Source organism: Pseudomonas sp. GM30 (assembly GCF_000282275.2).
Lineage (GTDB): Bacteria > Pseudomonadota > Gammaproteobacteria > Pseudomonadales > Pseudomonadaceae > Aquipseudomonas.
In genome coordinates this window covers 13,335-35,666 of the sequence record NZ_AKJP02000020.1, presented here as the reverse complement: position 1 = coordinate 35,666, position 22,332 = coordinate 13,335, and the positions used below count along the sequence as shown (strand labels likewise).

Annotated in this window: 17 protein-coding genes, 1 tRNA gene and 2 pseudogenes; 11 read left to right on the top strand and 9 right to left on the bottom strand. The window is 61.9% G+C overall.

All coding sequences use genetic code 11. From position 1 onward, the window contains the following. Positions 1 to 222 precede the first annotated feature (222 nt). Positions 223 to 2,280, top strand: a complete 2,058-nt coding sequence (locus PMI25_RS13355; protein WP_007961557.1) for a methyl-accepting chemotaxis protein — start codon at positions 223 to 225, stop codon at positions 2,278 to 2,280. Here the strand turns inward: PMI25_RS13355 and PMI25_RS13350 are convergent. Further along, positions 2,273 to 3,175, bottom strand: coding sequence for a LysR substrate-binding domain-containing protein (locus PMI25_RS13350; RefSeq protein ID WP_007961554.1), 903 nt, complete (start codon positions 3,173 to 3,175; stop codon positions 2,273 to 2,275). The two genes, PMI25_RS13355 and PMI25_RS13350, sit on opposite strands and share 8 nt — an antisense overlap. 227 nt (positions 3,176 to 3,402) lie before the next feature. Between PMI25_RS13350 and PMI25_RS13345 the strand changes: the two genes are divergently transcribed. The 6 genes from PMI25_RS13345 to PMI25_RS13320 all read left to right on the top strand — a co-directional run bounded on the left by PMI25_RS13345 (position 3,403) and on the right by PMI25_RS13320 (position 9,017). Next, a complete protein-coding gene (locus PMI25_RS13345) occupies positions 3,403 to 4,521 on the top strand; it encodes an ABC transporter ATP-binding protein (RefSeq protein ID WP_007961553.1) in 1,119 nt (372 codons plus the stop codon). Positions 4,522 to 4,536: 15 nt separating this feature from the next. Continuing rightward, the gene (locus PMI25_RS13340) at positions 4,537 to 5,457 is read left to right on the top strand and encodes an ABC transporter permease (RefSeq protein ID WP_007961552.1); all 921 of its coding nucleotides are present in this window, start codon (positions 4,537 to 4,539) and stop codon (positions 5,455 to 5,457) included. Then, positions 5,457 to 6,263 (top strand): ABC transporter permease, encoded by an 807-nt coding sequence (locus PMI25_RS13335; RefSeq protein ID WP_007961551.1) that lies wholly within the window; start codon positions 5,457 to 5,459, stop codon positions 6,261 to 6,263. The genes PMI25_RS13340 and PMI25_RS13335 overlap by 1 nt, the downstream gene beginning before the upstream one ends. Positions 6,264 to 6,302: 39 nt before the next feature. After that, the gene (locus PMI25_RS13330; RefSeq protein ID WP_371921156.1) at positions 6,303 to 7,337 is read left to right on the top strand and encodes an ABC transporter substrate-binding protein; all 1,035 of its coding nucleotides are present in this window, start codon (positions 6,303 to 6,305) and stop codon (positions 7,335 to 7,337) included. A 62-nt stretch (positions 7,338 to 7,399) separates the two neighbouring features. Continuing rightward, entirely contained in the window at positions 7,400 to 8,854 is a 1,455-nt protein-coding gene (locus PMI25_RS13325) for an amidase (RefSeq protein WP_007961547.1), read from the top strand. Between the two features lie 86 nt (positions 8,855 to 8,940). Further along, a tRNA-Met gene (locus tag PMI25_RS13320) sits at positions 8,941 to 9,017 on the top strand. Between the two features lie 182 nt (positions 9,018 to 9,199). Here the strand turns inward: PMI25_RS13320 and PMI25_RS13315 are convergent. Then, positions 9,200 to 10,312, bottom strand: a complete 1,113-nt coding sequence (locus tag PMI25_RS13315) for a DUF2817 domain-containing protein (RefSeq protein ID WP_007961545.1) — start codon at positions 10,310 to 10,312, stop codon at positions 9,200 to 9,202. A gap of 265 nt (positions 10,313 to 10,577) precedes the next feature. Between PMI25_RS13315 and ggt the strand changes: the two genes are divergently transcribed. Next, the gene (ggt, locus tag PMI25_RS13310) at positions 10,578 to 12,410 is read left to right on the top strand and encodes a gamma-glutamyltransferase (protein ID WP_007961543.1); all 1,833 of its coding nucleotides are present in this window, start codon (positions 10,578 to 10,580) and stop codon (positions 12,408 to 12,410) included. An 80-nt stretch (positions 12,411 to 12,490) separates the two neighbouring features. On the opposite strand, the gene PMI25_RS13305 is transcribed toward ggt, so the two are convergent. The 4 genes and pseudogenes from PMI25_RS13305 to PMI25_RS29930 all read right to left on the bottom strand — a co-directional run. Next, positions 12,491 to 13,123, bottom strand: coding sequence for a LysE family translocator (locus PMI25_RS13305; RefSeq protein WP_007961542.1), 633 nt, complete (start codon positions 13,121 to 13,123; stop codon positions 12,491 to 12,493). 75 nt (positions 13,124 to 13,198) lie between these two features. After that, positions 13,199 to 13,798, bottom strand: a complete 600-nt coding sequence (locus PMI25_RS13300) for a flavin reductase family protein (RefSeq protein WP_007961541.1) — start codon at positions 13,796 to 13,798, stop codon at positions 13,199 to 13,201. Between the two features lie 175 nt (positions 13,799 to 13,973). Then, positions 13,974 to 14,411, bottom strand: a pseudogene (locus PMI25_RS29935) (methyl-accepting chemotaxis protein); the annotation flags it as partial. Positions 14,412 to 14,513: 102 nt separating this feature from the next. Continuing rightward, a pseudogene (locus tag PMI25_RS29930) lies at positions 14,514 to 15,200 on the bottom strand (PAS domain-containing protein); the annotation flags it as partial. A 329-nt stretch (positions 15,201 to 15,529) separates the two neighbouring features. On the opposite strand from PMI25_RS29930, the gene PMI25_RS13290 reads away from it, so the two are divergent. After that, a complete protein-coding gene (locus PMI25_RS13290) occupies positions 15,530 to 16,900 on the top strand; it encodes a GntT/GntP/DsdX family permease (RefSeq protein ID WP_007961539.1) in 1,371 nt (456 codons plus the stop codon). 6 nt (positions 16,901 to 16,906) lie between these two features. Here the strand turns inward: PMI25_RS13290 and PMI25_RS13285 are convergent, their stop codons facing one another. Next, positions 16,907 to 18,220, bottom strand: coding sequence for an MFS transporter (locus PMI25_RS13285; RefSeq protein WP_007961538.1), 1,314 nt, complete (start codon positions 18,218 to 18,220; stop codon positions 16,907 to 16,909). A 340-nt stretch (positions 18,221 to 18,560) separates the two neighbouring features. On the opposite strand from PMI25_RS13285, the gene PMI25_RS13280 reads away from it, so the two are divergent. Next, positions 18,561 to 19,979, top strand: coding sequence for a short-chain fatty acid transporter (locus tag PMI25_RS13280; protein ID WP_007961537.1), 1,419 nt, complete (start codon positions 18,561 to 18,563; stop codon positions 19,977 to 19,979). 36 nt (positions 19,980 to 20,015) lie between these two features. On the opposite strand, the gene PMI25_RS28105 is transcribed toward PMI25_RS13280, so the two are convergent. Together PMI25_RS28105 and PMI25_RS13275 are read right to left on the bottom strand one after the other, a co-directional pair. Continuing rightward, positions 20,016 to 20,129, bottom strand: a complete 114-nt coding sequence (locus PMI25_RS28105) for a HepT-like ribonuclease domain-containing protein (RefSeq protein ID WP_007961536.1) — start codon at positions 20,127 to 20,129, stop codon at positions 20,016 to 20,018. Then, on the bottom strand, positions 20,126 to 20,416 hold the full coding sequence (locus PMI25_RS13275) for a nucleotidyltransferase family protein (protein ID WP_007961534.1): 291 nt from the start codon (positions 20,414 to 20,416) through the stop codon (positions 20,126 to 20,128). Before PMI25_RS13275 ends, PMI25_RS28105 begins: the two co-directional genes overlap by 4 nt. A gap of 146 nt (positions 20,417 to 20,562) precedes the next feature. On the opposite strand from PMI25_RS13275, the gene acpA reads away from it, so the two are divergent. Continuing rightward, positions 20,563 to 22,263 (top strand): acid phosphatase, encoded by a 1,701-nt coding sequence (gene acpA, locus PMI25_RS13270; protein WP_007961532.1) that lies wholly within the window; start codon positions 20,563 to 20,565, stop codon positions 22,261 to 22,263. Positions 22,264 to 22,332 lie beyond the last annotated feature (69 nt).

Genomic DNA, 22,332 nt, shown 5'->3' with positions numbered 1-22,332 from the left:
AGAAGGGTGATAGCTCAACGCCATGGTCTGAATCTTGCCTTGCTTCTCCCCTCGAACGCGGCGGCCTTACAAAGGCTGCCGAGAATGGGAAGTTTCGCTACAGAGCCGGCCTACAGAGCGGGCAAGAGTGAACTTTCGAGGCCTTTTAGCAGGGCACGACATCCGGGTTGCACGACCGCGATGCACGCCATCGGTGCGTGGTGTCCAGAGGAGTCATGAGGCATGCAGGCTTTCCTTTCACCGGGGATCAAATTGCTGGGGCGGTTTGGCTTCGCACGTAAATTCCAGCTGTTGTTTCTGCTGTTCATTCTGCCGTTGGCCGGCAGCCTGTTGATGATCGGCCAGGACTATCGCGACAGGCTCAATCTGATTTCCGGCGAACGCGCCGGGGTGCGGCAGTTGCTCAGCCTCGATGCGCTGGACAACCTGCTCGCCGCCCAGCGTGACCGCGCCGCCCGTTGGCGTGCCACCGAAACCAATCGTCAGCCGACCCCGGCGACCCTCGCCGCCATGGCTGCGTTCGACAAGGTTCAGCCCGCTGTTCTGCAAGCCACCACGGATCTGGGCAACGCCCTGAACAAGGAAGGCGCCGAAGGCGAAACCCTCGCCCGCTATCAAGCGCTGCAAACCGCGCTCGGCGGTCTGGATTCGAAAAGCCTGAGCAGCGTCGGCTGGTGGCCGGACGGTTATGAGCGTTTCACCAACGCCCTCAGCGCCCTGCAAGCCTTGCGCGAGCAGATTGTCATGGACAACCGCCTGACGCTGGCGCCATGGCTGGAAACCTATCTGCTGACACAGATCTCCACGCAGCACGCGCCGGACCTGATCGAGCGCGTAGGTCGTCTGGCGGCGGTCGGCCAGGCTTCGGTGGTCTCGGGACAATTCACCCTGCAAAGCCGCTTGCAGCTGCGTGACTTGCGTGGCCGCATCGGCGATGCCCGCGAGCAGCTCGTGAAAACCGCCGGCCTGCTCGAAGCGCGTCTGCCGAGCGATCTGCAAACCTGGGCCGGTCAGTACCACGACAGTCTCAAACGCCTCGATGCCGGCCTGAAGGTGCTGGATGACGGCGTGTTCGGCGGCAGTATTAGCCTCAAGCCTGAAGACTTCGAACGCAGCCTCGACGCCCTGCTGAGCGATCTTGCGTCGTTGCGCCAGCAATCACTGCTGTCGCTGGATCAGCGTCTGGATGCCTACCACGCTTCGGCGATTCGCCAATTCATCGTGGTCGCGGCGATCTTCGGTTGCCTGCTGCTGGCGGCGCTGTATCTGTTCGTCTGCCTGCAAGCCTCGATCCGGCGCAGCGCCAGCGGCATTACCCTGCTCGCCGAAGCCCTGCGCGACGGCAATCTCAGCCTGCAAGTGCCGGTGGTGGGCCGCGATGAGCTGGCGGCGATCAGCACCGCGCTCAACGTCGCCGTGGTGCAACTGCGCGCGAGCATGCTCGGGGTCGATCACGAAACCTCGCAACTAAGTCACGCTGTGCGCAGCCTCAACGATCATTCCAGCGGCGCGCTCAGCGAAGTCGAAGCGCAGCAGTTGCAGATCAGCCAGATCGCCGCCGCTGCCACGCAACTGGCCGCCACGTCGCAAGGTGTGGCGCAGAGTTGCGAACAGGCCTCCGGCAGCGCCCAGCACACCCGGCGCATCGCCGCCGACAGCAGCCGTGACAGCCAACGCACCACGGCAAGCATTCAACAGCTTAATCAACGCCTGAACGACACCGCCGCCGCGCTCGGTCGAGTCAGCGAACAAGGCCAGCAGATTCAACTGGTGGTCGACACCATTCGTGGCGTCGCCGAGCAGACCAACCTGCTGGCGCTCAACGCTGCGATCGAGGCGGCACGCGCTGGCGAACAGGGACGCGGATTTGCCGTGGTCGCCGATGAAGTGCGCAGCCTGTCGCAACGCACGCAATCGTCCACTGCGCAGATTGCCGGCACCGTCGACAGCTTACGCGCCACGGTCAACGAGGCGGTGAGCCTGATGGAAGCCGCCTGCGGCCAGGCGCAATCGGATGCCGCAGCCGTGACCGGTCTTGGTGAGCGTCTCGGCGAAATCGCCAGCGCCGTACAAAGTGTCACCGACACCCTGGCGCAGATCGCCACTGCCGTGGAAGAACAGGCGAGCACCGCCGATGAGGTCAGCGGCAATATCCAGCAGGTCGATCAGGCAGCGGTGCGCTTGCTCGAAGGCGCCCGCGCGGTGAATCTGGCGGCGGACACCTTGAGCCAGGGCAGCAAAGCCCTGAGCGATAACACCGCGCGCTTCCGCCTCAGTTGATCACGGCTTCGGGGAAGTCCGCTTCCAGCTCGGTCTTCAGCCACTGAATAAACCACGCCGCATCCGCCGACAGTTCGGCGGACGGCGTGAGCACCCGATAGCTTTCCAGCTTCACCTGCGCGTCCACCGCGCGCACCAGTTTGCCGGACTTGAGTTCCTCGCGAACCAGCACTTCGTTGGCCAAGGCAATGCCCTGTCCGCTCTCGGCCACCGACAGTGCGTGATCGTTGTTGACGTAGAGCATGTCGGAATTGAGGTGAATATCCAGCTCGTGGGCGGCGAACCACAGGTTCCACCATTCGCCGTCATCGACGTGGATCAGCTCATGCCGAACCAGATCGGCCGGGCCGGCCACAGGCCCGATGCTGGCGAGGTATTGCGGGGTGCAGATTGGAAACACGCGCGGGCAGATGAGCGCTTCACGGGAATCGGCGTATTGCCCGTCGAGGCCGTAGACGATGCCCAGATCGGCGCTCTTGCCGTCGACTTCGGTGAAGGTCGAGTTCGGTTCGATGGCGAACTTCAAACCCGGGCGCAAATGGCGCATTGCTTCGATGCGCGGCATCAGCCAGCGCTTGGCAAACCCCGGCACCACCATGATCCGCAACCAGCGCTCGGCATCCTTGGGCTGCGCCTCTTTGCCGGCCTCGATGATCAACTGCAACGCGGCGCTGATCTTGCGGTGGTACTTCTCCCCTGCCGGCGTCAGGTTGACCCCGCGCGAAGTGCGCTCGAACAACTGAATGCCCAGCCAGTCCTCGAGCAACTTCACATGCCGACCAATCGCCGGCTGGGTCACGTGCAGGGCTTTCGAGGCTTCGACGTAGCTGCCCAAACGCGCGGCGGCATCAAACGCACGCACCGCGTTGAGCGGCGGCAAACGGTGGTCGGGCATGATTCCTGGCACCTTTGGCTGTTAAATTAACTAACAGCTGCCATGTTTAAATTGAAGTGTCGCCCCGCGCAACCCCTGGCTGATAATCGAGCCACAGCAGAACAAAAAAACAGCTGGTTTCACCCCGTACGCAATCTCGATCCTGCCCAGAAAAATAATATCCATGGCCCGACGACGTCGCTGATTCGCAGCGCAGTCGCAGGCGATGGGGGAATCGGAGGTAACGCATGAATGCCCTGCATTCGCTGCAAACACTGGCGGTGTCGATCCGCTCGGTGCGCAAGGTTTACGGTGACCCGAACACCGGTCCGGTGGCGTTGAAAAACATCGACCTGGACATTCGCGACAACGAATTCTTTACCCTGCTCGGCCCTTCCGGCTGCGGCAAAACCACCCTGCTGCGGATGATCGCCGGCTTCGAGTTTCCCACCGAAGGCGAGATCCTGCTGTACGGCGAAAACATCGCTGATCGCCCGCCATTCCAACGCCCGGTCAACACGGTGTTCCAGCATTACGCATTGTTCCCGCACATGACCATCGCCGAGAACCTGGCCTTCGGGCTTGAATCGCATCCAATGGGCAAGGTGCTGAACAAAGCGCAAATCGCCGAGCGGGTACGCGAGATGCTCGCGCTGGTGCAGATGGAACGCTTCGCCAATCGCAAACCGGCGCAGCTGTCCGGCGGCCAGCAACAACGTGTGGCGCTGGCCCGTGCGTTGGCACCGCACCCAAAAGTCCTGCTGCTGGATGAGCCACTGTCGGCCCTCGATCTCAAGCTGCGCCAGGCCATGCGCGAAGAACTGAAAACCATTCAGGCCAAGACCGGCATCACCTTCATCTTCGTCACCCACGATCAGGAAGAAGCGCTGACCATGTCCGACCGCATCGCCGTGTTGTCCGAAGGCGAAGTGCAGCAAGTCGGCCGCCCGGAAGACATCTACGAACGGCCGCGCAATCGCTTCGTGGCCGACTTCATCGGCGAAACCAACTTCATCCAGGGCACGGTGACGAAGATCGAGGACGGCCAAGCCTGGTTCGCCGGGCCGGCCGGGCATCCGCTGCCGGCGCAAGCGTGCAGCGACGTGGCGGTCGGCGCCAGCGTGACCTTGTCGGTACGCCCCGAGCGGCTGCATCTGGTGCCCGCCGCGACCGAAGCCGCGCTGCCGTGCCGGATCGAAGCGCAGATCTACCTCGGCACCGATCTGCAATATCAGGTCAGCCTCAGCGACGGTTCGCGCCTCACCGTGCGCACGCCCAACTGCGTCGACCAGAGCCTGCGCTTTGCCGTCGGCAGTCAGGCCGGTCTGTTGTTTGACCGGGGAAGCGCCAGCGTCCTGCACGATTGAGCCCGAGGAGTTGCCATGCACGCCTTACCGATTGCCAACACGCTGGAGCGCCGCAAGGCCTTCCAGAGTTTCCTCGGGGTCAGCCCGGCGCTGGTCGCCATTGGCCTGTTTCTGCTGGTGCCGATCCTGATTGTCATCGGCTATTCGCTGATGGAAGCCAACCCCTACGGCGGGGTCAACAAAGTCTTCAACACCGATGCCTACACCTCGTTACTGTTCGAACGCCAGATGGACGACAGCCTCGTCTTTGCCGACTCCTACCTGATCATCGCCCTGCGCTCGATCGGCATCGCCGGCCTGACCACCGTCATTACCCTGTTGATCGGTTTTCCAGTCGCGGTGTGGTTGGCGATGCAACCGGCGCACCGGCGTGGCTTGCTGATCTTTCTGATCACCGTGCCGTTCTGGGCCAACCTGCTGATCCGCACTTATGCGTGGATTCTGCTGCTGCGCAACACCGGGGTGATCAACAACAGCCTGATGGGCATGGGTGTCATCCATGAGCCGTTGCAGTTGTTGTACACCGACGGCGCGGTGCTGCTGGGGCTGGTTTATACCTACGCGCCGTTCGTGGTGTTGCCGATCTACGCGACGCTGGAAAAAATGGACATCCGCCTGCTCGAAGCGGCGCAGGATCTGTATGCCGGCCGCGTGCGCACTTTGCGCAAAGTGGTATTGCCGATTGCCAAACCGGGAATTCTCGCCGGCGCCATCCTCACGTTCGTGCCGTGCCTGGGCGCGATGATCGCCCCGGAACTGCTCGGCGGTGGCACACGGATGATGCTCGGCAACCTGATCTTCCGGCAGTTCAGCGATGCGCGTAACTGGCCGTTCGGCGCCGCGCTGTCGCTGGTGCTGATGGCCGCGGTGATGCTGGTGCTGACCGTGTATGCCCTGCGCGCCGAGCGCCAGCGCATCGCCAAGGGAGGTGCGTGATGCTCGGATTATTCAAACGCAAAGGGCTGGGCGTGCAGGACTTCCCCGGCTTCGGCGGCTTCAGTTTCCTGTTCTATCTGTACCTGTACGCGCCGATCGTGGTGCTGGTGGTGTTCTCGTTCAACGCCAACCAGTCGGCGACGGTGTGGACCGGTTTCAGCCTCGACTGGTATCGCGCCGCGTTCGCCAATCAGGCCTTGCGCCAGGCCGCCGGCAACAGCCTGTTGATCGCGGTCTGCGCGAGCATGATCGCCACAGCGATTGCCACCCTCGCCGCCCTCGGCACCTCACGCGGTGCCAAGTTCAAGGGCCTGCAATTGTCGATGGGCGCGATCATGTTGCCGCTGGTGCTGCCGGAAATTGTCGTTGGTGTGGCGACGCTGGCGCTGTTCTCGACCATTGGCCTGTCGCTGGGTTACGGCAACCTGATCATCGCCCATACGGTGTTCTGCATTCCGTTCGCCTACCTGCCGATCCGCGCACGCTTGAACGACATGGACCTGTCACTGGAACAGGCCTCGGCCGACCTCTATGCCGGCCCGTGGCGCACGTTTCGCAAAGTGACCTTGCCGCTGCTGATGCCGGGGATTTTCTCCGGGTTGATGCTGGCTTTCATCGTCTCGCTGGATAACTTCGTGATCTCGATGCTGGTCTCCCAGGCCGGCACCACGACCCTGCCGATCTTCATCTTCGGCCTGTTGCGCATGGGCGTGACACCCGACGTCAACGCCGTGTCGACCCTGATTCTGGGCGTCTCGGTGCTGTTCGTGAGCCTCTCTTACCTGCTGGGCAAAAAGAACGCCTGAACCTTTCAAGAACCGTGGGGAAATAGCATGAGCAAGTGGATGAAAAGCGTCGGCACTGCGTTGTTCCTGACTGTGCCGCTGGCGATGACCGGCAGCGTTCAGGCTGCGGAGAAACTCAACGTGGTGAGCTGGAGCGGGTACTTCTCGCCGGAGATTCTCGCCAAGTTCCAGAAGCAGACCGGCATCGAAGTCACCGTCGATTCCTATGACTCCAACGAGACTTTGTTGGCGAAATTGAAACAGGGCGGCGCCGGGTATGACGTGGCAATTCCTTCGCACCAGTTCATCCCGATCCTGATCAAGGAAAACCTGCTGGAGCGTTTCGATCCGGTCAAGGAGCCGTACTACGCCAGCGTTGTGGACAACCTGAAAAAACCGAGCTGGGACCCGGAAGGCGCCTATTCGGTGCCGTTCATCTGGGGCACCACCAGCGTGGTCCTCGACAGTGCGCGCTACAAAGGCCCGGCCGACAGCTACAAGGTTTTGTACGAGCCGCCAGCCGAGTTGCAGGGGCGGATCAACATGTTCGATTCGGTCAGCGACATGGTCGACATGGCGAGCTTGTACCTGAACATTCCGCTGTGCAGTGAAGACCCGAAACAGATGCAGCAGATCCTCACGCTGCTCAAGGCGCAGAAGCCATTCGTGAAGACCTACAGCTCCAAGGCCGGCTCGATCCGCGAGAACCTCGCCTCGGGTGAAATCGACATGTCGATGTTCTGGGGCGGCTCGTCGATGCGCGCCCGCGAGATGAAACCGAGCCTGAAATACCTGTACCCGAAAGAAGGCGTGCTGGCCTGGGTCGACAACATGGTCATCCCTACCGGCAGCAAGAACCCGGCAAATGCCAAGGCGTTCATCGCCTTCCTCAGCCAGCCGGAAAACTCGGCGATGACCCAGAACTTCCTCAAGCACCAGAGCCCGATCAAAGGCGTCGAACCGTTCCTCGATGCGGCGCTCAAGGATGCGCCGGAGCTGCACATTCCCGAGGGCACCCACGTGGTGTTCAGCAAGACTTGCGGCGAAGGTGCGATCCGCCTTGCTGACCGTCTCTGGACCAACCTGATGCGTTGACCCCTGCCCGCCCCGGCATGCGGCCGGGGCATTTCTCCAGCCGTCTGAAAGGCGCCGTTGTCATGAATTCCAATAACATCAGCGAACTGGTCCTGCTGCAGGCCCACGCGCTCGCCGAACGCATCCGCCTGCGCCAGGTGTCCTGCCGCGAAGTGATGCAGACTTATCTTGCCCATATCGAACGTTTCAACCCGCAGGTCAATGCGCTGATCAGCCTGCAGTCACCTGAAACCCTGCTGGCCCAGGCCGATGAACGCGATGCCGAACTGACGCGCGGTGAATACCGTGGCTGGATGCACGGCCTGCCCCACGCGATCAAGGATCTGTCGCTGACCCGTGGCATCCGCACCACGCTCGGCTCACCGTTGTTCAAGGACTTTATCCCCGAGCGCGACGGCATCATGGTCGAGCGGATCAAGGCTGCCGGTGCGATCATCATCGGCAAGACCAACACCCCGGAATTCGGCCTCGGTTCGCAGAGTTACAACCCGCTGTTTGGCGCCACTGGTTGCGCCTTTGACCCGAGCAAAACCGCGGGCGGCAGCAGCGGTGGCGCGGCGGCAGCGCTGGCGATGCATCTGGTGCCGGTGGCCGATGGCAGCGACATGATGGGGTCGCTGCGCAACCCGGCGGCGTTCAACAATATCTTCGGATTTCGGCCTTCTCAGGGTCGGGTGCCGTTTGATGATAGTGCCGATCTGTTTTTCGATCAGCTCGGTTATGAAGGGCCGATGGCGCGCAGCGTGAGGGATGCGGCGTTGTTGCTGTCGGTGCAGGCCGGGAGCGATGCGCGAGCGCCACTGTCCATCGCTGAATCCGGTGAGGTCTTTGCGGCGCCGCTGGAGCGTGATTTCAGAGGCACGCGGTTGGGATGGCTGGGGGATTTCAACGGTTATCTGCCGATGGAGAACGGCATCCTCGGACTGTGCGAAAAAACCTTTGCCGACTTCGAAAGCCTCGGCTGCCGGGTTGAATCGGTTGAGTCGGGTTTCGCGCCTGAGCGGTTGTGGAGCAGTTGGCGGACGTTGCGGCACTGGATGGTCGCGGGGTCGTTGGGCGCGGCCTACGCCGATCCGCAGAAGCGCGCGCAGTTGAAACCGGAAGCCTGCTGGGAAGTGGAAAACGGCCTCAAGCTCTCGGCCAGCGAAGTGTTCGCTGCCTCGGTGGTGCGCAGCGACTGGTATCGGGCGATCTCGCGCTTGTTCGAACACTACGACTATCTGCTGCTGCCGAGCGCCCAAGTCTTCCCGTTCGATAAAACCCAGCCGTGGCCCAAGGCAATCGAAGGCGTGGCCATGGACACGTATCACCGCTGGATGGAGGTGGTGATCCCCGGCACGTTGTCCGGTTGTCCGGTGGCCAGCGTCCAGGCCGGCTTCAATGCACAGGGGTTGCCAATGGGGCTGCAGATCATCGGCCGGCATCAGGCGGACTTCGCGGTTCTGCAACTGGCGCACGCGTATGAACAGGCCAGCCGCTGGTTCGAACGCGTTCCTTCACCGCTGCTCGGCCCATGATTTTGATAAACGGTTGAAAGCGTAGAAAAAATTTTTGAATTTACGCTTGACGCTTTTCCATTTCAGGGGAATAATGCGCGCCACTTGGCTACATAGCTCAGTTGGTTAGAGCATAGCATTCATAATGCTGGGGTCCGGGGTTCAAGTCCCTGTGTAGCCACCAAGTACTAAAAACGGCTTACCGAAAGGTAGGCCGTTTTTTTATGCCTCGAAAAAACCATCATCTCTGGTGAGGGGATTTATCCCCGATGGGGCGCGCAGCGCCCTTCTTCCCCAGTAAAAACGCATGGGACTGCTGCGCAGTCCATCGGGGATAAATCCCCTCACCACAATGCCAAGCCTGACCTATTCAGGCTGCTCTGCCGACAGGGCCGCCAACCCTTTCGCCCAGATCTGCCGGGTTCGCAACCCGACCATCGCCCGCCAGTCCGGATCCGCCGGATAGAACTGCTCCAGCAGATTCAACTTGATAGCCTGTCCCGTCGCATCCAGCGGATCACCATGCAGATGCAGCCAATGGTCATCGCGCAAATGCCGATGCACGTCTGGCCCCGGATACGTCCCGCACTCGATCACGAATGGCATCAGTTGCACATTGGGCAACGCATTGAGCAGCGCCTGTGAGGTGTACCCGGTCGCCGTCGCTGCCACACCGGTTTCGCTCAAGGTCTCGGCGCCGGTGTGCAGCGTGTAAAGCCATGGGCCATAAATCGCCTGTGCCTGCGCGAGTGCCGGATAAGGCGCCTGGGTGATGGTGAGCAACATCGGATGCCCGTACTCCCCTGCCCCGGTGTGCAGGTCGAAGCACATGACGGTTTCAGCGCCAGCTACATGTGCGTCGATGATCTGATGCAACGTGCGATTCGACCAGCTCGGCGCGCGGCCGCCATAGAACAGTCCATCGGGATGGCTATGCTGGCCGCCCTCGACAATCGACATCACCGCCGGCCAGCCGTGTTCGGCAATGTGCGCATCGAGCAAGGCATCGGCGCGCTCACGCTCGGGGCCGTGCAAATCGGTGCAGGCGTAGATCTCGTGCAGTGTGGCGTAGGCGCGGTTGTCCGGCAGCGGCCCGGTGAAATCCAGGTGATTGCGGTTGAGGTCGATGTTGTCTTCGTTGACCCGGCGCAGCCACGCGGTACCCCATGGATTGATCAGGTGGATCATCACTACCGCGACATCCTTGGGCAGCGAGCCGGGCACGAAGGTCTTCAGCCAGTCGATCTGGCAATCCGAACCGTAATAGCCCTCGACTCCGTGAGTACCGCTGAGCGTCACCAGCCGGCGCTTTGCCTGTGGATCACCGAGCACCGCGACGTCAGTGCTCAAGGGTTCGCCGAAGGGGCCGCAACGCGGATGGGCGTAGGAGGTGAGCGTGGCTCCGGCGCCGTTGGCAGCGCTCAAAAACTGTTCGCGTTGATCGCGATAACTGGATTCGGTGGGAAACTCGCTGTGCATGCGTCGCCTCATGTTGGTTTTGTATTTGTGGGAGCGAGCTTGCTCGCGAAGGCGATTGTGCATTCAACATTTTGGTTGCCTGACACGCTGCATTCGCGAGCAAGCTCGCTCCCACAGGGGCTTTGTTTCAGTTCGATGAATTCGGGATTGACCCTAGCGAACATCCGCCCCGAAAAGAAAGACAAAAATGCCCGCCGGTTTGCGTCGCGACCGACCGGTCGATAAAGTCCGTCAGACCTTTCACCCCACGGACGGAGAGCACCACGTGTTTCCAGCCCTGCCCCTGAGCCGCTTTCACCTGCCTGCCCTGACGCTGATCATCAGCGCCCTGACCCTCACCGCATGCAACGCCCCGCCCTCCTCGACTTTGCCACTGGCGCCGGAAGCCGCTTCCGGTTACCGCACCGATCTGCAGACCCGCCACGCCAGCAAACACATGGCCGCTGCCGCCAACCCGCTGGCCGCCGAGGCCGGGCGCGAGATGCTGCGCAAGGGTGGTTCGGCGATTGATGCAGCGATTGCGATGCAGGCGGTGCTGACGCTGGTCGAGCCGCAATCCTCCGGGATCGGTGGCGGTGCGATGATCGTGTTGTGGGACGGCAAACAGGTGCGCACCTATGACGGACGCGAAACCGCACCGGCGGGCGCCACCGAGAAGTTGTTCCTGCAGGCTGACGGCAAACCGATGCCGTTCCCGCAGGCACAGATCGGCGGGCGCTCGGTGGGCACGCCGGGCGTGTTGCGTGCGCTGGAAATGGCACACAAACAACACGGGCGGCTGCCATGGGCCACGCTGTTTGAGCCGGCGATCAAACTCGCCGAGCAGGGCTTTGCGATTTCACCGCGCCTGCATTCGCTGCTGGAATCCGACCCGGTGATCCGTAAATCGCCGGACATGGCCGCGTACTTTCTCAACCGCGACGGCAGCGTCAAAGCGGTCGGCACGAGCCTGCAGAACCCGGCGCTCGCCGCCGTGCTCAAGCGCATCGCCAACGAAGGCCCGGACGCACTGTACAAAGGCCCGATTGCCGAAGAGATCGTCGCCAAGGTGCAGGGCCACGCCAACCCCGGCAGCCTGTCGCTGAATGATCTTCAGCGTTATCAGGCCAAGGAACGCGCACCGCTGTGTACCGACTACAAACGCTGGCAGGTCTGCGGCATGCCGCCGCCGTCGTCGGGCGGGATCGCCGTGGCGCAGATTCTCGGCACCTTGCAGGCGCTGGAAACCCGCGACCCGCGCCTGTCGCTGGCGCCGCTCAAACCGGTGAAGACCGACAAACCCGCCGGCATCGAACCGACGCCGCAAGCCGTGCACCTGATCGCCGAAGCCGAACGCCTGGCCTACGCCGACCGCGCGCAATACGTGGCCGACACCGACTTCGTGCCGGTGCCGGTCAAAGGCCTGGTCGATCCGGGTTATCTGGCCAGCCGCGCCAGCCTGATCGGCGAGCGCAGCATGGGCAGCGCCCAACCGGGCACCCCGCCGGGCGTGCAAGTGGCTTATGCGCCGGATCGCTCGCCGCTGCGCATCTCCACCTCGCAAGTGGTGGCGGTGGATGACCTCGGTGGCGCGGTGTCGATGACCACCACCATCGAAGCGGCGTTCGGCTCGCACCTGATGGTTCAAGGCTTTTTGCTGAATAACCAGATGACCGACTTCTCGTTCATCCCCGAAGAGAACGGGCAGAAAGTCGCCAACCGCGTCGAACCCGGCAAACGCCCCCGCTCGTCGATGGCGCCAACCCTGATCTTCGACCGCAACAGCGGCGAATTTCTCGCCAGTGTTGGCTCGCCGGGCGGCTCGCAGATCATCGAATACGTGGCGAAAACCACCGTCGGCCTGCTCGACTGGAACCTCGACCCGCAAAGCGCCATCAGCCTGCCCAACTTCGGCAGCCGCAACGGCCCGACCGAACTGGAACAAGGCCAGTTCAGCCCGGCGTTGATTCAGGCGTTGAAAGATAAAGGGCATGTGGTAAATGAAATCGACATGACCAGCGGAACGCAGGCGATCGTGCGGGTCAAGGATGCGCAGGGTAAAGCATCGTTGGCCGGTGGTGCTGACCCACGACGTGAAGGGGAAGCATTGGGGGACTGAGGTTACGCAGGAAAAACAAAAGGCTTACCGCGAGGTAAGCCTTTTTTCATGCAACGGGTTTAACGCGCAATATGACCCGCTCAGCGACTAGCCACCAAATGCGCACCAAACAGCAGATAACAACCACCGGCCAGGCGATCCAGCCATTGCCGTGAACGCTCGTAAACACTGGCGATCCGGCGGCTGGCGAAGAACAGCGCGACGCTGCAATACCAACTGAACGACAGCGTGGCCATGGTCAGCACGGCCAGCGTCAGCAGTAGCGGCGAGACGTGGGCCGGCATCGCGGTGGCGAAGATGGTGGCGACGAACAGTGCCGACTTGGGGTTGGTCATGTTTCCCAGAAAGCCCTGCCCGTAGGCGCCCAGCAGAGTCTGTTGCGACTCATCCAGCGTACCGGCGGCAATCGGCGCTTTGCGTTTGAACTGCTTGAGGCCGAGATAGATCAGGTAGCAGCCACCGGCGATCTTGAAGCTCAGGTACAGCGTCGGTGCCGCGCTGAACAGGGTCTGAATACCCAGACCACCGGCCAGGCCCCACAGCACGGTTCCGCTGGCGACGCCGAGCGCCGCTACCACACCATGACGGCGCGAGCGGCTGACCGCCAATTGGGCGATGTTGAAAAAGTTCGGGCCGGGGGTGACCACCGCGACCGTCCACAACAGCGCCAGCGACAGCAACGGGGCGAGATAGCTGGAAAGCGAAAGATCCATGGGGCATGCGCCTGATTGGTTCGACGATGCCCCACACCTTGCTACATCCGACGCAGGTTTTCCATCAGGCAAATATCACAACGGCAGGGTTTTACCGTCCACCGCATCGCCAATCGTCAGGAAATGCCCGCCGGCGACGTGGTGCAGCGTGCGCAAGCCGTCGTACCCGTCGAAGTGCCAGCGGCCGTCGCTGAACACGCGTTCGTCAGCCTGAGCGGCGATGACTTCGGCGAGGAACAGGTCGTATTGCTCGTGGTTGCGCGGTTCAGGCAGCAAGCGGCATTCGAGCCAGGCCACGCAGCCTTCGAGCAACGGCGCCTCAACGGTTTCACCGGCGAAGGTTTGCAGGCCGTAAGCCTCAAACTTGTCCTGCTCCTGACTCCGGCGGATCTCCAGCCCCGAGGTATTGCCGACGGTTTGCACGATGTCGGCCTGATTGACGCACGGCACGTTGAGCACAAAAGTGCCGGAGGCTTCGAGTAACCGGCGTGTCCAGGTGGACTTGTCGAGGACGACCGCTACTTTCGGCGGTTCGAAATCCAGCGGCATCGCCCAGGCGGCGGCCATGATGTTGCGCTGGCCGTCATGGGCAGCGCTGACCAGCACGGTCGGCCCGTGATTGAGCAGACGGTAGGCTTTGTTCAGGGGAACCGGGCGGCGATGGGAAGCGCTCATGGGGATCTGCTCCGGGGAAAAAAGGAGAAGATTGTAGCGCCAGACCACAGAAAGAAGGCGGATGAAAAACCTGTGGGAGCGAGCTTGCTCGCGAAGGCGATAGGTCAGTTACATCAATGTTGAATGACACACCGCATTCGCGAGCAAGCTCGCTCCCACATGGGATCAATGAAGGTTAGTTGGAGAGTTGATTGGCGAACTGCCCGACCGCATCCACCACTTTCTGCGCGCCGTCCTGAATTTCGACGATCACCGTGCCCGCCTCCGCCGCCAGCGCCAGCCCCTGCTCGGCCTGCAGCTTGCCATCGGTCATCAGCGCCACGGCGTTGCGGGCCATCTCCTGGTTCTGCCGCACCACGGTGACGATCTCTTCGGTCGCCTGGCTGGTGCGCGAGGCCAGTTGTCTCACCTCGTCGGCCACCACCGCAAAGCCCCGGCCCTGCTCGCCGGCGCGGGCCGCTTCGATGGCGGCGTTGAGCGCCAGCAGGTTGGTCTGTTCGGCAATGCCGCTGATGGTTTTGACGATGGTACCGATCACCTGCGACTGCTCGTTCAGCGCCTCGATGCCCTCACCGGCCGCCTGCATGTGGCGCGACAGATCACGCATCACATTCACTGCCTCGGTGACCACCGTGGTGCCACGTTGCGCGGTGCTGTCGGTTTGCTGCGAAGTGCTGTAGGCAATGCTGGCCGCGTCGGCCACCGCTTGTTCGCGGTTGACCTGATCGGTGATCACCGTGGCGAACTTCACCACTTTGTACAGTTTGTTGTTGGCATCGACCACCGGGTTGTAGGACGCCTCCAGCCACACCGTACGACCATGGCTGTCGACCCGTTTGAAGCGGTCGGCGACAAACTCGCCATTGTTCAGACGACGCCAGAAGTTCTGGTACTCGGCGCTGTTGTACTCCTCCGGTGTGCAGAACATCCGGTGATGTTTGCCTTTGATCTGCGCCAGGCTGTAACCCATGCCCTGCAGAAAGCGCTCGTTGGCATTGAGCACGTTGCCATTGAGGTCGAACTCGATCACCGCCGTCGAACGCACCAGCGCGCCGATCAGGTTTTCGTGTTCGCGCGAAGCTTCGATGGTGCGGGTCAGGTCGCTGGAGAAGATCGAGAAATGCTTGATCCGACCATCCGAAGCGCGCACCGGCTGCACGATGGAGCGCAACCACGCTTCTTCGCCGTTACCGCGCAGCAGGCGTACTGCGCCAGCAAAATGCTCGCCACGGGTCAGTGCGGCCTTGAAACGGTGATGAAAGTCGTCGGCCTTCACGTGCGCCGGAACGATGTCTTCAATGGCGCGCCCCACCAGATCCTGACTCTTGTAGAGCATCTCGCCGAGGAAATTCTGGTTGACCGACTGAATCCGCCCATCGGGTTCCAGAGTCAGCACCAGCATCTCGCTTTCCAGGCTTTCCTTTACCTGCAACAGGCTGGAGAGTTCTTCACGAAGAGTGGCCAGCTCTTGCTTGAGGCGTTTGTTGAACATGGGGAAGTACCGATAGGCAGGGTAGAAAGCGGGATGCAGCTTAACCATCGGCCTTGGAAATCTTTTCTGAAGAGCGATTGAGACCGGTCAGTCAAAAATAATCTCAATAGGCCATTGGTCTAAACCGTCACCCCGCAACGCGGTTACAAAAGCCGCCGCTCTGGCCCGGCCACTTCAGGTATTCTCAGGGAAAATTGCAACAACATGTTGCAGGTATCCGCCCGATAAGGAGTGCCGTTTTGGATTTATCGACCGCTGCCTGGATGGTGCATGACACCCGCCTGATTCTCTGCTGTCTGGTGGCGATTGCCACCATCATCGTGCTGATCAGCGCGACTAAACTCCCGCCCTTTCTATCGATTCTGATCGGCACTTTCATTGCTGGTGTCGGCGCCGGTTTGCCGCCGGAAGATGTCGCCAAGGCCTTCAGCAAAGGCGCCGGGGCGATTCTCGGTGAAGCCGGGATCATCATCGCCCTGGGCTCGATGCTCGGCGCACTGATGGCCGAGTCCGGCGCTGCCGACCGTATCGCTTCGACCCTGCTCGGGCTGGGCAAAGGCAAGTCCCTGCCGTGGGTCATGGCGCTGGTGGCGATGGTGATCGGTCTGCCGCTGTTCTTCGAAGTGGGCCTGGTGATGATGGTGCCGATCATCTTCGTCATGGCCCGTCGTTCGGGGCAGCCATTGTTGAAAATCGCCATTCCGGCGCTGGCCGGGATGACCACCCTGCATGCCTTGATGCCGCCGCATCCCGGGCCGCTGATCGCGGTCAGCGCGTTGCATGCCGACCTGGGGCTGACCATGTTGTTGGGCTTCAGCATTGCGATTCCGGCGGTGATTCTGGCGGGGCCGATCTACGGCAACTGGCTGTCGAAACGCATGCACGTCGATGAGCCGGCAGAGCTCGGTGCACTGTTCAGCGCCCCGCCGAAAGCACCGCGCCAGCCGAGTTTTGGCATGTCGCTGCTGATCATTCTGCTGCCGGTGCTGCTGATGCTCGGCAGCACCCTGGCGAAGGTTGCGATGAGCCCGGAAAGCAGCGTCGCCCTGACCCTGAAGTTCCTCGGCGAACCGTTGGTGGCGCTGGGCATTGCGGTGATGGCGGCGGTAATTTGCCTCGGCTGGGCCAACGGCATGCCGCGTGAGCAAGTCGGCGGTACGCTGCGCAAAAGCCTCGCGCCGATTGCCGTTTTGCTGCTGACCATCGGTGCCGGCGGCGGCTTGAAGCAGACCTTGCTGGACGCCGGTGTCAGCCAGACCATCAGCAAGGTCGCCGAAGGTGCGCACATGCCGTATCTGCTGCTGGCCTGGCTGATTGCCGTGGCGCTGCGTCAGGCTACGGGTTCGGCGACCGTCGCGACCACGACGACAGCGGGGATTCTGGCGCCGATGATGGCGGGCCTCGCCGCGACGCAAAGTTCGCTGGTGGCGCTGGCGATTGGTGCCGGCTCAGTGTTCTTCTGCCACGTGAACGACGCCGGCTTCTGGATGGTTCGCGAGTACTTTGGCTTGCAGCTCAAACAGACCATCTGGGTCTGGTCGATCCTGCAAACCATCGTCTCGGTGGTGGGACTGGTGGGGACGTTGCTCTGGTGGCACTGGCTGACCTGAAAATTCTCAGGAACAGGGCGCCACGGATTGGCGTCCGACTCCCGGCATACGTCCGCCGAAGTAGGCCGCGCTGACGATGCCAACCGCCCCCATCACCGCACAGAACATCACGCAGATCCACGGGCTCCACGGCATCAGACCGATCAGCAACAGCGGTGTGATGCTGGCCCATGCGGCGTAGGCAATGTTGTAGGTGAAGGAGATGCCGGACACCCGGATACGCGCCGGGAACAGACCGACCATCACCGACGGCACCGCGCCGACCACTCCGCACGCCAGACCGGCGATGGCATACGCCAACCCCACCCAGTCGCCGCCCATGATCAGACAGCTATAAAGCACACCAATGCCCAAGGGCAGCAGCAGGCTATACAGCATGACCGTGCGCCAGGCACCGATGCGATCGACGAGCAATCCGGCAATCACACAACCGATGTTGAGAAAGACGATGCCCAACGCGCTCAGGGCGAAGGTGTGGCTGGCGGTCATGCCGAAGGTTTTCTGCATCATGGTCGGGGTGATGACGACGAACACCACCACCGCCGAGGTGAGCACGCAGGTCAGCAGCATCGCCGGCAACATCGCCAGGCGATGTTCGCGCAACACCGTACGCAGCGGCAGTTCGACCCGTGCCTCACGCTGGGCTTCCATGGCCATGAACACCGGCGTTTCGCTCAACCAGCGGCGCAGGTACACACCGATCACGCCGAACACTCCGCCAAGCAGGAACGGATAACGCCAGGCGTAGTCGAGAATTTCCGCCGGGGTGAACACTTGTGCGAGGAACGTAGCGGTCAGCGCGCCGATCAGGTAACCAAAGGTCAGCCCGGCCTGCAGGAAGCCCAATGCATAACCGCGATGTCCGGCAGGCGCGTGCTCGGCGACGAACACCCAGGCGCTCGGCACCTCGCCCCCCACCGCTGCACCTTGAAGAATGCGCAGCGCCAGCAACAGCAGTGGCGCGAAATAACCGATCTGGGCATAAGTCGGCATGATCCCGATCAGCAGGCACGGCAGCGCCATCATCAGGATGCTCAGGCTGAAGACTTTCTTGCGCCCAAGTCTGTCGGCGAAATGCGCCATCAGAATTCCGCCCAGCGGGCGCGCCAGATAACCGGTGACGAAGATCCCGAAGCTTTGCAGCAGACGCAGCCATTCGGGCATTTCCGGCGGGAAGAACAACTGGCTGAGGGTCAGGGCGAAGAACACGAAAATGATGAAATCGTAGATCTCCAGCGCCCCGCCAAGGGCCGCAAGGCCGAGGGTCTTGTAGTCGGAACGGCTGAACGGCACCGGTCGGGCTGTGGATTGGGCAGTCATGGCAAAGAACTCTGGCAGGCAAAAAACCAAGGCGCTCATGGTCTACGCAAATGCGCTGATGGACAACCCGTTAGACCATAGTCATGGTTTGGCAAAACCTGCTCACAAAATGGCTTGGCTTGATTTACTGTTGAGGCTTGTCTGGCGGGACACACCTGAATCAGGTTCTGCCTCTGTGGCGAGGGAGCTTGCTCCCGCTGGGTCGCAAAGCGGCCCCCTCTGAACCGTAAAAGAAGGGGACTGCTGCGCAGTCCAGCGGGAGCAAGCTCCCTCGCCACAGGGTTGTCGGGTTTGAATGTCCCAAGGACCACAATAACCATAAAAATCCGAGGTACTCCCTGTGGCCGTTGATATCGAAGATAGCCGCTCCGCGCGCTTTGCCTTGCGCTGTTCAAGCTTTGCCGAACGCTGGTTCCCCGACTCCTGGGTGTTCGCCGCACTGGCGGTGATCATTGTCGCGTTGGCCACGCTGGCCATGGGCGCCAAACCCACCGATGCCGCGATGGCGTTCGGCGACGGGTTCTGGAGCCTGATCCCGTTCACCATGCAAATGGCCTTCGTGGTGATTGGCGGGTACGTGGTCGCCAGCTCGCCACCCGCCGTCAAACTGATCGACAAACTGGCGCGCATCCCGAAAAACGGCCGCTCCGCCGTGGCCTGGGTCGCGCTGATCTCGATGGTCGCCTCGCTGTTGAACTGGGGCCTGTCGCTGGTGTTCGGCGGTTTGCTGGTGCGCGCCCTCGCCCGCCGCACCGATCTGAAAATGGACTACCGCGCGGCCGGTGCGGCGGCATATCTGGGCCTTGGCGCGGTGTGGGCACTGGGGCTGTCATCGTCGGCGGCGCAATTGCAGGCCAATCCGGCCAGCCTGCCGCCGGCGATCCTGTCGATCACCGGGGTGATTCCGTTCACCCAGACCATCTTCCTTTGGCAGTCCGGCGCGATGCTGCTGGCGCTGATCGTGATTTCGATCATCGTCGCCTATGCCACTGCGCCCGGCCCGAACTCCGCGCGTGATGCCAAGGATTGCGGCATCGACCCGGCGTTCAACCTGCCACCACTGCAACCACGCACCCGCCCGGGCGAATGGCTGGAACACAGTCCGCTGCTGATCATTCTGCTGGTGCTGCTGGCGGCCGGCTGGCTGTTCCACGAGTTCTCGACCAAACCGGCGATCACCGCGATTTCCGGGCTCAACACCTATAACTTCCTGTTCATCATGCTCGGCGCCCTGCTGCACTGGCGCCCGCGCAGCTTCCTCGATGCGGTGGCCCGCGCGGTGCCGACCACCACGGGCGTGCTGATCCAGTTCCCGCTGTACGGCTCGATTGCCGCGCTGCTGACCACGGTCAAAGGCGCCGATGCGCAGACGCTGGCCCATCACATCTCGACCTTCTTCGTCAGCATCGCCTCTCACGACACTTATGCGCTGTTGATGGGCGTGTACTCGGCCATTCTCGGTTTCTTCATCCCGTCCGGCGGCGGCAAGTGGATCATCGAAGCGCCGTACGTGATGCAAGTGGCCAACGATCTGCAATACCACCTCGGCTGGGCGGTGCAGATCTACAACGCCGCCGAAGCGCTGCCGAACCTGATCAACCCGTTCTACATGCTGCCGCTGCTGGGCGTGCTCGGTCTGAAGGCACGGGACCTGATCGGCTTCTCGTTCGTGCAATTGCTGGTGCACACGCCGCTGGTGCTGTTCCTGCTGTGGGTGTTGGGGACGACATTGGCGTACACGCCGCCGGTGATGCCGTAGATTGACGAGATTGCACCTGCCTCAGGGCAGGTGCAATCAATGCTGCTCGGAGGGCAGGACTCTCAACAGCTCAGGCAAAGCAACCTGAACCGTATCCCAGACGACATCCAGATTGATGAAATAGCCATGAGCAAGTCGGTTCTCGTTCATATGGGCCGGGCCTGTTCAAGTACCTGCTGACGAAACTTCAGCGGAAGGTCTCCCGGCGTCAGCAGGTCGACGGTAACGCCCAGCAAATCTTCAAGCTCAACCTGAAGCCCGCCGAGATCAAACAAGGTGGCACCGGGCAATGGATCGACCAGCAGATCAAGGTCACTGCCTTCCATATCGGTCCCCAACACCGTCGAGCCAAACACGCGTGGATTGGCCACACGGAATCTGCCGACAACCTCACGAACGGCAGCTCGTTGCAGATCAAGAGCAATGGAAGGCTTCATGGTTCACTCAGGCCAGTTTCGGTATTGCAGCAGTCTAACAGTGCGGAGGGGTCGTAGACACCGCTCCATTTTGTCACCCAACCGTCACACTCCCTTGTTAGCGTCCGCCGAAACATACTGAAACATTTAAGCAAAACGGGCGCGACATGAACGACGAGACGAACGACAAAGAACCCACCTCGCCAGAATCCGACACCCCCACCGACACCAGCCGCCGCCGCTTCCTCGGTGGTGTTGCCGTCCTCGGCGTGGGCGCGACGCTGGCCGGCTGTGGCAGCGCCAGCGATCAACCGGGTAAACCAGTCGAGCGTCCGCTGACGCCAGCCGAGCTGGACAAGGCCCTGCGCGAGCAGGTGAAAACCGTGGTGGTGATCTACGCCGAGAACCGCAGCTTCAACAACCTGTTCGGTGATTTCCCCGGTGTCGAGAAACCGCTGTCATCGCTCAAGCCTGCCGATTACCAGCAACGTGACCGCGACGGCAGTCTGTTGCAGACGCTGCCGCCCGCCTGGGGCGGCGTGTTGCAGATTGGCCCGCAAACCCTCGATGGCGTGACCTACCCCGCCGCCACGCAGTTTCAGGAAAACCTGCCCAACGCACCGTTCGCCCTCAAAGGCCCGAACGGTGAAGACCTGCCGTTCGGCCTGGTGACCCGCGATTTGTGGCACGTGTTCTATCAGAACCAGATGCAGATCAATGGCGGCAAGAACGACGGCTTCGTCGCCTGGGCCGATTCCGGTGGGCTGACCATGGGTCATTACGCACAGAGTCGTTACTCGCTGCGCCTGTGGGACGTGGCGCAAGAATTCGTGCTGTGCGACAACTTCTTCCAGGGCGCTTTCGGCGGCTCGTTCCTCAACCACCAGTACCTGATCAGCGCCACCGCGCCGTTCTATCCGGACGCGGCCAATTCGGTAGCCAAATCGCAGATCGCCACACTGCAAAGCGCTGACCCCGCCGATCCGCGCCTCAAACCACTGGAGCAATCACCGGCCAGTGCCATGATCGGCCCACCGCAGTTCGGCCCGAGTGCGCTGACCCCGGACGGTTTTGGTGTGAACACCCTTGCCCCGCCGTACTGGCCGACGTGGATTCGCGACCCGGAACGTCCGGCCTACTCCAAGCCGGATCTGCCCAACGTGATGGTGCTGCAGACCCACGAGCACATCGGCGACAAACTGTCGAAGAAGAACGTCGACTGGGCCTGGTATGCCGGCGCGTGGCAGGCGACGCTGGAGCAGTACAAGGATTCCGGCGGGATTCCGAAGATCCCCAACTTCCAGTATCACCACCAGCCGTTCAACTACTTCAAGCAGCAAGGCCCGGAAAACCCGCAAGAGCGCAACAAACGCCTGCGTGACGCCGGTCTTGGCGATGAGTCGAGTACCAACAAATTCTTCGCCGATGCCGAGGCCGGCAAGCTGCCGGCGGTGAGTTTCTACAAACCCCAGGGCAACCTGAACATGCACGCTGGTTACGCCGACGTGGCTTCCGGCGACCGGCACATCGTCCGCGCCTTGAAAGTGCTGCGTGAAAGTCCGCAGTGGAAAAACATGGTGGTGGTTGTCACTGTCGATGAAAACGGCGGCTGGTGGGATCACGTGGCGCCGCCCAAAGGCGATCGCTGGGGCCCGGGGTCGCGGGTGCCGGCGCTGGTGGTGTCGCCATTCGCCCGCAAAGGCACGGTGGATCATACGGTCTATGACACGGCGTCGATCCTGCGCCTGATCACCCGGGTGTTCCAACTGGAAACCCTCGACGGCCTCAAGCAGCGCGATGAAGCGATGATCGCACGCGGCCAGAAACCCATGGGCGATCTGACCAACGCCCTGCATTTTCAGGTTTGAAAAACCAATGCTGCGGGCTGACGCAAAAATCCGTGAATGACGGCTTCTCTGTGCAACACGGCTGATCCA

What these genes read in the sequence shown, in the direction of transcription:
- PMI25_RS13305 (WP_007961542.1), bottom strand. Translation starts at nt 13,123, where the DNA reads ATGGATCTTTCGCTTTCCAGCTATCTCGCCCCGTTGCTGTCGCTGGCG.
- PMI25_RS13345 (WP_007961553.1), top strand. Translation starts at nt 3,403, where the DNA reads ATGAATGCCCTGCATTCGCTGCAAACACTGGCGGTGTCGATCCGCTCG.
- PMI25_RS13335 (WP_007961551.1), top strand. Translation starts at nt 5,457, where the DNA reads ATGCTCGGATTATTCAAACGCAAAGGGCTGGGCGTGCAGGACTTCCCC.
- PMI25_RS13350 (WP_007961554.1), bottom strand. Translation starts at nt 3,175, where the DNA reads ATGCCCGACCACCGTTTGCCGCCGCTCAACGCGGTGCGTGCGTTTGAT.
- PMI25_RS13330 (WP_371921156.1), top strand. Translation starts at nt 6,303, where the DNA reads ATGAAAAGCGTCGGCACTGCGTTGTTCCTGACTGTGCCGCTGGCGATG.
- PMI25_RS28105 (WP_007961536.1), bottom strand. Translation starts at nt 20,129, where the DNA reads ATGAACGAGAACCGACTTGCTCATGGCTATTTCATCAATCTGGATGTC.
- PMI25_RS13275 (WP_007961534.1), bottom strand. Translation starts at nt 20,416, where the DNA reads ATGAAGCCTTCCATTGCTCTTGATCTGCAACGAGCTGCCGTTCGTGAG.
- PMI25_RS13325 (WP_007961547.1), top strand. Translation starts at nt 7,400, where the DNA reads ATGAATTCCAATAACATCAGCGAACTGGTCCTGCTGCAGGCCCACGCG.
- PMI25_RS13285 (WP_007961538.1), bottom strand. Translation starts at nt 18,220, where the DNA reads ATGACTGCCCAATCCACAGCCCGACCGGTGCCGTTCAGCCGTTCCGAC.
- PMI25_RS13315 (WP_007961545.1), bottom strand. Translation starts at nt 10,312, where the DNA reads ATGCACAGCGAGTTTCCCACCGAATCCAGTTATCGCGATCAACGCGAA.
- PMI25_RS13340 (WP_007961552.1), top strand. Translation starts at nt 4,537, where the DNA reads ATGCACGCCTTACCGATTGCCAACACGCTGGAGCGCCGCAAGGCCTTC.
- PMI25_RS13300 (WP_007961541.1), bottom strand. Translation starts at nt 13,798, where the DNA reads ATGAGCGCTTCCCATCGCCGCCCGGTTCCCCTGAACAAAGCCTACCGT.
- PMI25_RS13355 (WP_007961557.1), top strand. Translation starts at nt 223, where the DNA reads ATGCAGGCTTTCCTTTCACCGGGGATCAAATTGCTGGGGCGGTTTGGC.
- acpA (WP_007961532.1), top strand. Translation starts at nt 20,563, where the DNA reads ATGAACGACGAGACGAACGACAAAGAACCCACCTCGCCAGAATCCGAC.